Source organism: Winogradskyella psychrotolerans (genome assembly GCF_018860545.1).
Lineage (GTDB): Bacteria > Bacteroidota > Bacteroidia > Flavobacteriales > Flavobacteriaceae > Winogradskyella > Winogradskyella psychrotolerans_A.
This window is the reverse complement of sequence record NZ_JAHKPN010000053.1, coordinates 1-13,029: the sequence shown is the minus strand read 5'-3', so window position 1 is coordinate 13,029 and position 13,029 is coordinate 1. Positions and strand designations below refer to the sequence as shown.

At 31.6% G+C, this 13,029-nt stretch carries 14 protein-coding genes; 1 reads left to right on the top strand and 13 read right to left on the bottom strand.

Features of this window, described 5'->3' with window-relative positions; translation table 11 throughout:
* Positions 1–194 precede the first annotated feature (194 nt).
* The 7 genes from KO515_RS17820 to KO515_RS17790 all read right to left on the bottom strand — a co-directional run bounded on the left by KO515_RS17820 (position 195) and on the right by KO515_RS17790 (position 8,007).
* On the bottom strand, positions 195–2,153 hold the full coding sequence (locus KO515_RS17820) for a DUF3857 domain-containing protein (protein WP_252723908.1): 1,959 nt from the start codon (positions 2,151–2,153) through the stop codon (positions 195–197).
* Positions 2,154–2,184: 31 nt separating this feature from the next.
* Positions 2,185–4,014 (bottom strand): transglutaminase-like domain-containing protein, encoded by a 1,830-nt coding sequence (locus tag KO515_RS17815; protein WP_215937695.1) that lies wholly within the window; start codon positions 4,012–4,014, stop codon positions 2,185–2,187.
* Between the two features lie 344 nt (positions 4,015–4,358).
* Positions 4,359–5,576: a hypothetical protein gene (locus KO515_RS17810; RefSeq protein ID WP_215937694.1), complete on the bottom strand. Its 1,218-nt coding sequence runs from the start codon at positions 5,574–5,576 to the stop codon at positions 4,359–4,361.
* Positions 5,577–5,680: 104 nt separating this feature from the next.
* Entirely contained in the window at positions 5,681–6,520 is an 840-nt protein-coding gene (locus tag KO515_RS17805) for a LytTR family DNA-binding domain-containing protein (RefSeq protein ID WP_215937693.1), read from the bottom strand.
* Positions 6,521–6,603: 83 nt separating this feature from the next.
* Positions 6,604–6,981: a hypothetical protein gene (locus tag KO515_RS17800; protein WP_215937692.1), complete on the bottom strand. Its 378-nt coding sequence runs from the start codon at positions 6,979–6,981 to the stop codon at positions 6,604–6,606.
* 29 nt (positions 6,982–7,010) lie between these two features.
* Complete coding sequence (locus KO515_RS17795; RefSeq protein WP_215937691.1) at positions 7,011–7,340, bottom strand: hypothetical protein; 330 nt, start codon at positions 7,338–7,340, stop codon at positions 7,011–7,013.
* A gap of 154 nt (positions 7,341–7,494) precedes the next feature.
* Positions 7,495–8,007: a lactoylglutathione lyase family protein gene (locus KO515_RS17790; protein ID WP_215937690.1), complete on the bottom strand. Its 513-nt coding sequence runs from the start codon at positions 8,005–8,007 to the stop codon at positions 7,495–7,497.
* A gap of 157 nt (positions 8,008–8,164) precedes the next feature.
* Here KO515_RS17790 and KO515_RS17785 point away from each other — a divergent pair, with 157 nt between their 5' ends.
* Positions 8,165–8,440 (top strand): winged helix-turn-helix transcriptional regulator, encoded by a 276-nt coding sequence (locus KO515_RS17785; protein ID WP_215937724.1) that lies wholly within the window; start codon positions 8,165–8,167, stop codon positions 8,438–8,440.
* Between the two features lie 138 nt (positions 8,441–8,578).
* Here the strand turns inward: KO515_RS17785 and KO515_RS17780 are convergent, their stop codons facing one another.
* The 6 genes from KO515_RS17780 to KO515_RS17755 form a co-directional block, all read right to left on the bottom strand.
* Entirely contained in the window at positions 8,579–9,184 is a 606-nt protein-coding gene (locus KO515_RS17780; RefSeq protein WP_215937689.1) for a DUF6515 family protein, read from the bottom strand.
* A gap of 244 nt (positions 9,185–9,428) precedes the next feature.
* Entirely contained in the window at positions 9,429–9,728 is a 300-nt protein-coding gene (locus KO515_RS17775) for a hypothetical protein (RefSeq protein WP_215937688.1), read from the bottom strand.
* 138 nt (positions 9,729–9,866) lie between these two features.
* Positions 9,867–10,595: a LytR/AlgR family response regulator transcription factor gene (locus KO515_RS17770; RefSeq protein WP_215937687.1), complete on the bottom strand. Its 729-nt coding sequence runs from the start codon at positions 10,593–10,595 to the stop codon at positions 9,867–9,869.
* A gap of 5 nt (positions 10,596–10,600) precedes the next feature.
* A complete protein-coding gene (locus KO515_RS17765) occupies positions 10,601–11,572 on the bottom strand; it encodes a sensor histidine kinase (RefSeq protein ID WP_252723906.1) in 972 nt (323 codons plus the stop codon).
* A 78-nt stretch (positions 11,573–11,650) separates the two neighbouring features.
* Positions 11,651–12,049, bottom strand: a complete 399-nt coding sequence (locus KO515_RS17760) for a DoxX family protein (protein WP_215937685.1) — start codon at positions 12,047–12,049, stop codon at positions 11,651–11,653.
* Between the two features lie 208 nt (positions 12,050–12,257).
* Positions 12,258–13,029 (bottom strand): TolC family protein (locus KO515_RS17755; protein WP_215937684.1); only part of this gene is annotated, 772 nt, incomplete at its 5' end.

The following is a 13,029-nucleotide window of genomic DNA, read 5'->3' as shown; positions in this document are numbered from 1 at the left end:
TAGTGTTAGGATTTTTAGTTCTACACCGCATTTAAGAAACGAATCGTTTAACGCATCTTCTATTTATAAAAAAGTAAAATCCACCGTAGACTACTCATGTTCTATATTAATGAGACACATTACAATTAAGTTTAATAGAACATAATCATAGTGCCATTTTAACTCACTTTAACTATACGGAAGCAAAAACAGCATTATGTTGATTTTAATTTAATAATCAACCTTTTATTTTTTGCGTTTTTCACTTGTTCATTTAATAATTTCAAGTCTTCAAATTTCTCACTAGGAATTGTACTCTCAAGGATATTGTAATAGGAATCCATCTTAAGTTGGTTGTCCTGATTCTTTTTAAGCTTAAATGTATATTCCCCAATATCAGAATTATAATTAATATTACTATCCTCCATACCTAAGATTTCAATTGCGCATGGGAATTTTAAATTAAATATTAAGATATCAGAATATTCAAAATCCAAAAAATAACTTAAATCCGAAGTTTCAGAACTAGTCTCTAACGTTTTGTGATTGATTAATTTATCAATAGAAAGACTCACTAAACTATCATTAATAAAAGTCACCGCATTATTCAAGGTACCTTCCCCATTAATTATATAAGCAAACGGCTTATCCCTATTTAATGTTCTATTTAAGACCGTATCAATTTGAATGGTGTTATCCTCTCCTTCATACTCAGTTAAAGAATCATAAAAATTACTTATTTCTTCATTTTGATCGAGCATACTAAAAAAGGATCTTAACTCTGTAGAGGGTCCACCCGAAGCTCTAAACCGGTATTTAAAGGAGGTCGTTTTTTGCTCAATATCCACAGTGCCATAAATTGTTTGATTAATAGTGTTTTGATATGAATTCATTTCTGGTAAACCTATAACACTTACTGATACAGAATCAACCTCTGCTAGCTCTAAATCTCTATCAATAAACTTATCCTTTCTTTTCTTCTTACCACTATAGAACGGCTTAACTAACACAGCCTCTGTGCTATATAGTTGTGTGGGGATTTCATCAATTTGATACATATAAAAATCCTCATGTGGATACAAGAATTTTAAATGACCATCCTCATTTTCGAAGGCAAAAAATATGTGTGCGAATTCTCCCTTTCTAATTAAGTGCTTATCTATTGGCCCCAAACGTTTTTCTCTTCCGAACACCGCCCAATAGTCAATTTCTAAATCTTCTAATAACTGTCTGTAAAAACGTCTAATACTAAACGGATCGAATCTTTGTTCCTTTAAAAAGTAACCATTAGATTTTATAAACTCATCTTCATTAGTCGGTTGCATCGTAAAGTTACTTAATACTTCATTATATAATATATTAAACTTGTAGTATTTAGAACTATCTTGAGCTGTGCCAAGCACTCTACGCTTCCATCTTTTGTAATACGATGACCTATCAGAATCTAAGGCCATTGGTTGCGTTAGAAAATTAAACTCTAAATTATAGACATCTTTCCAAGTTTTTAGTTCACTGTCTTTATTTTCTAATGCGTAATAAAAGTATGGCTTTTCACATGGTAAACAGTACAAATCATTAACTACAATACCTTCAATTTTATCTTTTGAAAATTGCAAATACACCATTGAGTCATTTACAACTATTTTGGGCTTTGGGAAATCGTTATACACTTTATAACGTACCGTCATATCTCGAGCCGTTTTTACTGAGTATTGCGAATTTATACTCGGTAATTCCGAATATAAATCAACATAATTTAACAACTCTGACTCTTTCAAGTTTTTATAATACACATACGAGGTCTCTATGGTATCACCAGGTTCTACTGCAGGCACAGGATAGCTTATATCACCAAATCTTTCTTTTTTAGAACTTCGTTTAAAGACCAAACTAGAATCTAACTCTACAACAGAGCCATCTGCTTTTAAAGTTCTAATTTTAATGGACTTTAAATGGTTACTCACATATTCGTCTAAATTCAGAAACGCATAATCTTCTACTCCTTTGGTTGTATTAACAACAAGTTTATTATTAACAGAGACATACATTTTGTATCTCATCCAGTTTTTTCCATAAGTAACATCTTTGTAAGAATGTAAATAATAAGCATCTGAGTTTTTACAAAGTTCCGTAAATGGGTCTTCTGTTTTAAATTCTAAAGGTTTAAGACTCATAAAAAGAAGACTTAAACTTATAAAAATTACACTAATCTTTAAGTTTCTTAAGAACAATCGGTTCATTAATTATTGTTTTAAATGAATTCAATATTTTATTAATTGGATCGATATTTTCCTTTTCCACAAAAATATGATTAAGGCTAAAATCGTAATAACATTCAATTTCTAAATTAGAAATAGCACTAACAGTAAATCGCAATGACATTCCTTCTTCCTCATAATTATACGTTATAGGTTCAAATAAGTCTATAGCCTCGTTTAATTTTATTTTTGCAGTGACAATTTTATTAAAGGTATTATTTAAATACGTTCCCTCTATTAATGTTTCTCTACTTTCTGAATCTATAAGTCTTGGCAGAAAATCAATAAACAAATACCTATTCACACCATCGCTAAACGTTTTTCCATTAATAGAAATATCACTTTTAAAATCTAATTCCTTTGGCACATCTGAGATAACCAAATTAGATAGTTTTTGATTTCCTAAAATCTCTTCAAAAAACGTATTACTAAATGTAGCAAAATCCTTTTGATCTTCATAATCTTGAATACGTCTTAAATAATTCCCTGAAACCCCTGTATAATCTATTTGAACTGTCCCTTCAATTAAATCATTAGTAGGATTAATTTTTAAATTTAATTGGTACTTAATTTTGTTCTCTTCTGGTTTAAAACGCTCAACCTTATAAAAATCACCACCCTCTGCATTCACAATTAAAATGGTACGATCTTGCAAGCTTTGTACTGGTGTACCTTGCACATGAATAGGGTCTGTGGGATCTAACAATAGTTTTTCATCATCAATATACGCTACACAAATCACATGATTAGCAGAACTTAACGAAGGAAAGTCACAATCACTAATATGATCAAAAGTTGCAGCCAAAGCCAAATCGCAATGAATACCTTTATAGCGTAATGCTTCTGACAAAAAGTTTGAAAGATCCTTACAATCGCCTTCTTTGTTAGAAAAAACAGTATTACTATGCGTCGGAATAAATGCTCCCATCCCTATTTCTATAGCTACATATTTAAAATTAGTCCTCACGTAATCGTAAATGATATTAACCACTTCTAAAGAATCTGAAACATTATAGGTTAATTCATCTAATTTTTGTCTCACCGCTGTATTTAAACCTTTTTGTGGTAGAACATTTTTAAAATACCAATCGTTCATATATTTAGTAGACTGGTTTTCATATGATTTTGGCATAACTAAAACACGCATTAATGGTACTTTCATGTTTTTATAAATCCCAAAAAACTGCAAAGGGTCTGGCTCTACTTTCATCGGTGCCACCTTGACTTTCCATTGATAACCATGCTCAGAATGCATAGAATCTATAGAGTGAGATGTTATTAGGTCTTTATGAATAGTATTGTGGTTTAGCACAAACTCATTAGGAACATCTATCTTATAATTTAAGGTGTCAATCTGATTATATGAAAACAACGGCAAACTAGAAAAATACATAAGTTCTCTGCAGGATACCTTATAAATTAACTGCACTTCTGTTTCTGCCGGAATAAAAACAGATTTCACCTTTTGACTCGTTATATAATCTAAATTAACTTGCTCTTCTTTAATCTTTTTTAAAGTTATTTTTTTTAAGCGCCTTCCTTTGATTTCAAAAAGCTGGATATCTGAAACTTTTTCTAACTCTGTATCGTAGAAAATTGGATACAACCGTGGTTCATCGCTATATGGAAAATGAATCGTAATCTGATTTGTAAAAGATGAATCTTTAAGAATCTGAATGTGTTCTGACTTCGATTTTATATGCATATCTTGGGTAAAACCAAGGGCATACACACACATTAAAAGAATTAATATTGATACCCTAAACATAGAATTCATAAAAGAGATAGACATTTTAGTAAACTTACACCATCCTGCAATATATATTTAATTTGTTTCTTTATAAAACTTACTAAATTATAATTTAAACAGAATCAAAACATTGTTTATCCATACGATAAGCAAAAGAATTCAATTAAAAACCCCAAGTCCAAGACTCAGGGTTAAAAACTTAGCACCATCATAAAAACTACATGCGGTAGTCATTCCGAGGTTAAAAGAATCTCATCACAGTAATCAATTCAAATTATGGGATTTCTCACATGCGTTCGAAATGACAAAGCAAAGCTTAATTGTTACTGAAAATCTATTGATTATCATCTACGCCTAAAGCCTATCAATTTTTAAATACTTTCATCAGGCGTAATCCAATCTGCATTTCTTACAAAAAACACATATTGCGCGTAATCTGTGGTTGCTGTACCCTCTAAAATATCATATCCGTCCCAAATAGTGATGAGCTTCTTAACCTTTGTTCCTCGGGTAGAATTTAAGTACGGTGAATCTTTAGCGTCTAATTTTAATAAGCTAATAGAATTTGGTTCTGTTACACGTTTATAATCCGCTATACCTTGAATATACATGAACAATCGATTATCTTGCGAATACTTAAATCGTGTAAAGTCCTGACCTTTATCTTGCATGAATTTTGGCAATGCTCTACTGTCTACCGTTAATTTAGAATCTACATATAAGGCATTCATGCTTACCATTTTATTATGATATGGCATCGTAGTATCCTTTTTTATTTTCCCTGCTAACATATAATCATAGGCTTGTAAAGTGTGTGCAAATCCAAAACCACCATAAATATTTTCGTCTTTCCAATGGTTTTGAGTGTAATATCTTTTGAAATTTTGATACATGAATTGATCTCTAGACCTTATGTTCTTATGGTTAACTAAATTAAATTGAATGTTTTTAAGAAGGTTAGCATCCTCTATTGTTAGCTTTGATTCTTCTGACGCTATGATGGAAATTAACTCCTGTTCGGACCAAATTATTAATTCTTCATCATCTGTTGGAATTGTTGATTGATATACTACTGGTAATTTCTCATTTAATAATTGTCTTAAAAGATTGAAATCTGAAATTTTATCGATAGCCACAAGCTGAAATTTAGAAGCTTCTGGAAGTGTGGCATAGTACGTTCGCATTTTCACCCATTTGTTTCGGTATTGCTCAGAGATACTTCCGATATAAACTACCCATTCTTTAAGGATATCTTTTAATTCATGTTCATCGGATCCTTCTAAATACTTCTGAAGATAATAACCTTGAGCAATATCCATCTCCGCTAAGTAAATATCTATGTTTACTTTCTCGTTAAGTTGCGTGAACATGGCATAATCAATTCGTGGTGATGACGCTACTTCGTGAACCTCTCCTACAAAAAAGAGTTTGTTATTATAAAAGTCATCATCTAAGGAATTAAATTGAAGCGTATCTGCCATTTCTACCACTTCGGTATGGTCTTTTAAATAGTTAACATATTTACGCGAAGAACAGCTCGTTAATACTACGATTAAAATTGTAAAGCTTAAGATTTTGAAATTTTTCATTGGTGTTGTTTTTAATGTTCCCTACAAATAGAACGCATAAAAACCACTAAAAAAAAAGAGTGTGATGAACCTGAGGATTTTGTGTCGAAATTGAAACTTCAGGGCTAATATTGAAGGTCTTGGGACGAATCCGAAAGCCGTTTAGACAAGGCTGCATAGTACTTCTGGGAAATTGGGATACTTTCTTCGATATGAGAAATTTTCATGAAACGCTTCCTAGCATTTCCTTCTACAGCTGTTAAATAATCTAAATTCACTAAATACGAACGGTGAACTTGCCATGCATTTGGTAATTGTTTTATAATGTTAGAAAGTGTACTTCTTAACATTTTTTGTTGCACCTCATCTTTTGTGAGATAAAAGACTTCAACATAATTTTGTTGGGATTGCGCATAGATAAAATCCGACTCTAAAATTGTGAGGGTTTCAGATTTACTTTCGCCTTGAATCGTTATGCTTTTTTCTACTATCACATTCTTTTTATCTTGAAGTGGCACTTCAATTACACCATACTTTGAACGCAAATACAACCACAAAGGCACAATGATTGGTGTAAACGGCAATCCGAACGTTCCAATAAAACCCCAGATATAAGATGTGTTTAAAGTAGAAGCTCCACTAACCACATAAAAGTGATAGAAAAAACAACATACAAATATTAAGAATAGTGTAACAAGTATATAAAGGAATTCATTTAGCACAAACCAACGCTTCACTTGCCGCTTATATACATAATTTTCAAATGGGTGAACTACGAGAATAGGCAGTACAATACAAATCGCATAACCTGCTAACCTTAAGTGTTTATAAGAAAAACTATTACTGGTATCAAAAGGCTCTAAAGTAATAAGTAATAATGGGAGAATTGCACCAACTAATAAAGCGATCCACAAGGTGTGTTTCCATGTTTTAGTGTAAGCAATGGTTTTGTTAAATGCTATCATTTGCACTTTGTCAATAGTTTTGTGTGCAGTAAAAATAACAAAACCTAACTAAGGTTAAAAATTAGAAATGAAAGGATAGTCCCCTAACCTTGTATTATATTTTTAAACGTTGGAGCCCCTTCTACAATACTACCGACTCCTTTTTTGTTCACTTTAAACGTGACATCTTTTGTCGTCGTAAAAAGTAATACAGATAGAAATGACGTTTTTAAATGTTGATTAATAATAGGTAATGCAGCTTCTAAGCTCATCTCCTCCTCTATATCTTCAACCTCTCTTGGTCTAAAACTGTATTTTAGCATTACTCTAAAATCATCTTCAGCATAGATGGGTCTTAGAAAAATATTCTTTAGCTCAGGTTTCCCTATGGTTTTAGCCATAGTTAATTTAGCAAAAGTACCTTCATCAATACTTGCTTTTACCTGTTCCCAAAATTCTATAAATACATCTTGATACGTCATACATTTAAAACTATAAAATCAGTAGATTCTTATTCGCGATCTAAAAGCTTTTTAGACACTTTATAAGTCGCAGCATACACTAATCCTTCTTGGCGTTTCTTAAAATCTGAAAATGCTTTGGTGTACCATTTCGGATCTGTGGCTTTCTTTTTAAAAGCATCATGATTTGAAGTATCGAAAGCCTTACCATCTAAAAACGTTTCAATTTTATAAATACTAAGTCCAAAATGTTCTGCTTTTTTTAAAACAGCATCAAAATCAGATTCCGAAAAATAGTGCATGGACGTATCCTCAAAGCCATCGCTAACATTTTCTAAACCATTAAATATATGTTGTTCTAAAAATTCTGATTGTTTCATAGGTGTTATAATTAAATCACTCGGCTTAAATAGTTGTCGCCAGTAAAGTGCAAAGTTAGTTGTTCTGCGCCTCATATTTACCCAAAGCACCATATAAATTTAACAAAAAATCCTGAGCCAAAGACTCAGGATGCCATACTACAAACCGTATGTATTATTTAGCGTAAGCACCAGAAGAATAGGTTAACTCGTAACTGTGCGTGTAGATCTCGAAAACTATTCCAAAAGGATCTTGAACGTAAACCATCTTATAAGGTTTGTCCTCTGGATAATACTCACGGATAGGCATGCGTTGTTTTCCTCCGTTGTCCACAATTTTTTTAGTTAATCCTTCAATATCTGGATCTTGGATACAGAAGTGAAATAATCCTGTATTAAAAGGATTAAACTCAGGCGCCTCTTTAACACCATTTGGAAAAGAAAACAATTCAATACCAATACCATCTGAGGTTGACATATGTGCTATTTCAAAGGTTTCCCAATCCTCTCCAAAAACATCAATACACATCAAACCAATGGCTGTTTCTGTTTCTTTCTTAACTGTTGAAGGCTCCATAATTATATACCATCCCATAACTTCGGAATAGAATTTTACAGCTTTTTTAATATCTGGAACCGTAATACCAATATGTGAAAATGATTTGGGATAAGTTTTATTAATAGTCATAACGAATAATTTAGGTAACAAAATTAATTTATATTTGCCTTACAGGCAATAACTTACCAAAGAGTACCATAGTTACCTAAACGAGTAAAATATTGATTAACAACTTGATAAACTTAAAATTTTGAATAAAAAAAATACCTGTCCTTTAAATTATACCATGAATCTAATTGGTACAAAGTGGAAACCTTTAGTCTTATTTCATTTATTAGACGGCGGATTACGCTCTGGAGTGTTACAAAAGAAAATTTTAGGCATTTCTAATAAAATGTTTACGCAAACCGTGAGGGAATTAGAGAAAGACCGATTAATTATTAGAACCGTTTTTCCTGTAGTTCCACCAAAAGTAGAATACAAATTAAGTCAAAGAGGAGCATCTCTAGAACCTATTTTAAGGAGTTTAGATAAATGGGGTTTAGACAATTACGACAACTAATAGCGTCTCTTTCGCTAAAAAATTTAATAAAATCATCGAGTTTCGTTTAAATTAAAAAAAATAAAAAGAGGATAGCTCTAAAAACTACCCTCTTTTCAACAATCAACCAATCAATCTAATTTCACTCTCGTATTATAATTATTCAACATCAATGATACCAACCACTTCATAAGCTCTTGTGCCATCTACTTGTACTTTTTCATATAATATATTGGCATACTCATAGTATGTTTGCCCATCTATAGTTACTTTTTCATAATCATTTGGCAATTCATACACAACGGTTCCTATTTCTGGTTCCACAACTTCATATTCATTATTAATGTATAGATAAAACGTACCACTTACATTATAATAATTGTGCGAATTAAAACGGACTCTTTTATAATTTGTTGGTAGTGATTTTATTCTAAATCCTACTTTTGGAGCAATGACAATATAACGTCCTCGCGATTGTGTATAAAACTTATTATTTCCGTAATAGTAATTCTGTCCTTTATGAGTAATAACCGTTCTATTAGGAACTGTTCTAACAGAGACTACTTTTTTTGTCGGTTTTTTGTAAACTACTTTTTTACTAGATATTCTATTATTGTTTGTTGAAGTTCTAGTTGTTGTAGAAACCGTTCTAGTTGTTTCAACTTTCTTTGTTGCATTAGTTCTTTTTGTTTGAGCAGAACCTTGAGATGCAACTGCCATGATAAATAATGATGGTAAAACAAATGCTTTTATAAATACTTTCATAATTTTAAAATTTTAGTGATTAAACTTTTTCGATCAATACTAAGACTTCATTTAACATTGATAGTTTAAAGATATCTGTATTTATACTGAAATAAAAAGCAAATAGACGGCTCCTTTCATTGTCTCGACTAACGTGATTATTTTATAGATGGCCCCTTTTAATTAGAAACTCTTTTAAGAAAACACAATAAAAAAAGGCATACTATAAATAGTACACCTCTTTCAGCTATTAATCTAGGGGTAATTATTTTAAAAAACTCAATAATCCAGTTAATTCAGTAAGATTTAAACTAGAACTGCTATCTGTGTCCAGCACATCAAAATTATCAGCAACAGAACCAATTGCTTCCGTTGAGCTAATAGCTTCATCATTATTAGTATCTAATAAACTAAAAAGACTTGTAATCTGTTGCACAGTTGAATTAGAGCTCAATGAACTTAATAAAGTTGCTGCTTGAGATACTGTTGAAGTATTGACGTCTTTTACGCTATTACAACTAAACATAGTGACTACTACGGCTAGTGATAAAACTATTTTTTTCATGTTTTGTGTTTTAAGGTTTTAAGGTTTTAAGCTGCACAAATGTAAGATTGATTCATTGCAAAAAAAACCGAAATAGACGAACAGGACCTTTTCATCTCTAAATGAAGCGATTGTCTAGACGAAAAAAAACTCAGAAACTTATAACGAGTGATTATTGATGTATTCTAAGAATTTAGGCTTGTATTGCTCAGAAACTGTAATGCGTTGATCGTTGATAATAATTTGACTACGCTCAATAACATCAATATTATTTAATGAAACAATGAAAGAACGGTGTACCCGCATAAATTGTGTAGCTGGTAATTCTTCTTCTAAAGACTTTAAACTCATGAGTGTCAATATAGGCTTTGGATTGTCTTTTAACCAAATTTTTATATAGTCTTTTAAACCTTCAAAATATAGAACATCGGCAAGTTTAATACGCAATTGTTTGTATTCGGATTTTACAAAAAGGAATTCTTTTTCTTCCGATAAGATACTTTGACGTTTACCTTTTACTAATTCAAACCAGGTATTGGCTTTGTTGGCCGCAGCTAAAAATTCAGCATAATCAAAGGGTTTTAAAAGGTAATCTAAAGCTTCCACTTTAAACCCTTCTAAGGCATAATGATCAAAAGCGGTAGTAAAAATAACACGGGTTTCTTTGGGTAGCATTTTAGAAAACTCAATGCCTGTTAAGTCGGGCATTTGAATATCCAAAAACAATAAATCTACAGGATTAGATTTTATGTATTCCATAGCTTCAATAGCACTACTACACTTCTTTTTAAAATCTAAAAAAGGTGTTTTTTCAACATAACTTTCTACAAGATTAAGCGCCATTGGCTCATCATCTACAACCACACAACTTATTTTTATACTACTCATTTTATTTAGCTGGTTTCAATGTCTAAATGTACAGAAAAACGATCAGCTTTCAGCCGTGTTTTAAATTCATGTTTCTCCGGATACAATAATTCCAACCGTTTCACCAAATTCTGTAAACCGATACCAGACCCACTTTTATCTTCATTAAGTTTTGGGAAATTATCGTTTTCTATATTAAATGTTACCGTTTTATCATCGCAGGTCATATCTATAGAAATTAAGCTTTCTTTACTAGCAGACACACCATGTTTAAACGCATTTTCAATTAACGATATAAATAATAATGGTGCAATTTTTATACCTGTCTCTTTTACAGGAAAGCTATAATTAACCACCGTTTTATCTGAAACACGCAGTTTCATGAGGTCGATATATTTTTTCATAAAATCGATTTCTTTCGATAAAAGAATAGATTCTACATTGGTTTCGTACAACATATATCGCATTAACTTACTTAAGCTATGAATCGATGTTTTTGCCTGATCTGGGGAAATATCGACCATGGCGTATATGTTATTCAAAGAATTAAAAAAGAAATGCGGTTGCAATTGATAATGTAAATGCTGTAACTCAGACTGTAATTTATAGTTTGTTGCTTCCTTTCGCTCTGCTTCTGTTCTTATCCAACGTTTTGTGGTTTTAACTGCAATCGAAAACAATAAAGGCGCCATATACATCAGTAGTTGTATGTAAAGGAACATTTTAAAAGGTGGTTTTTTACTTTCCTCTTCAGAGCCGTTATTTATTAAGTCTTGAAAATAAATAGTTTCTATAAATTCTTTTAAAAATATTGCACAACCAATCATGATTACATTGATTGTAATAAACAAAACCATTTTTTTAGGAAATAAAAATCGATCGATAATGATAAAATAATTGCTATAAAATATGATAGCTGAAAACACTAAAGGAATCCAGAAATGCGCTATTATTCTATACATATCTTGCTCCTGTCCGTAAGACAATAAATACGGCATGCATAATAGCATAAGCCACACGAGCAAATGAGAGAGGATTGTTATATTTTTATTTTTATGCATTTTACTATATTTAATTTAATCCCATGTATTTGATTTGGACACAGCGTATTTTCCTGATCCTGTAAAGAACAATACTAAAGCTCCAAAAGCATATAAAAGAATGAGTTCAATTTCTAAACCTCCTGTTTTTGATAGCGCAAACATGTTTTCTGAATGTGCCAAAGACAAAGCTGTTACCATACCCAAAAAAAAAGTAATTGAAGCTAAACGTGTTCTCAACCCAATGATCATTAAAATTGGTGCTATTACCTCTGTTATATAAGACCCATATGCCATAAATTCTGGAAGCCCATTAGCGCTCAGCATCCCTTTAATGCCATCGAGATGGCTAAGTTTAGCAACACCATGAAACAGCATTAATCCTGCTACAGTTATGCGTAATAGCAATAAGCCTAAGTCGGTGTTCTTTTTCATAAAAATTTTATTTTATTTTCCGAGACATCGGAAATCTATTTTTGGTTTTACTTTACCTTTCAAAGGTAAATTTAATTATGCTATATTTTTAATGTAATAGATAGTTTGGACAATTTACTATACCAAAACGACGTTTATATCGATTGGAATTTAACCTTATTAACAAAAAAATGCCTTAAACTTAACTAAGGCATTTTACGTTCTGTTACTAGTTTTTCCAACCTCCACCTAGTGCTCGGTATAATTGAATTACCGCTTGTAATTCTTGCTGTTTATCACTAATGCTATTTAATTGTGCTGATAGTAGGTTATTCTGTGACGTTAATACATCTGTATAATTTGTAGTTGATGTATATTCTAAAAGTGCTTGCGTAAACTCTACAGATTTTTCTAAAGCTACAATTTGATGTGATCTAGACGCTTGTTTTTCTTTAGCTTTTTGATAGGAAAATAAAGCATCTGATATTTCTCCACCTGCCGATAACCAAGCAGATTTATAATTATAAAACGCTTGCTGTTGTACGGATTGATTAATTTTTAAACGTGCTTTATTTTCTCCATTAGCAAAAAAGGGCTGCGTTAAACCCCCTATAAGATTATAAAAAATTGAATGATCAAAAAAGTCTGAAATGCTTAAAGATGAAAGTCCACCAGTGGCTGTAATTGTTAACGCCGGATAAAAATAGGTTTTGGCCATATTTACATCTTCAAAAGCACTTCTAAACTCCATTTCTGCTTCTTGAATATCTGGTCTGTTTTTTAATAGAGCAGCTGGAATTCCGATATTTAAATCAGAGTAAGACTCCTGTTCCTCTATAGCACTCCTTTCAATAGCTCCTGTAGTTCTTCCTAATAAAATAGAGAGTACATTTTCTTCCTGTAAAATAGCCAATTCTATATCTGGAATAGTCGTTTCTATTTCATACCGACTTGCTTCACTTTGAACTACCGCTGCTCCATCAACAATGGCTGATTCTTTA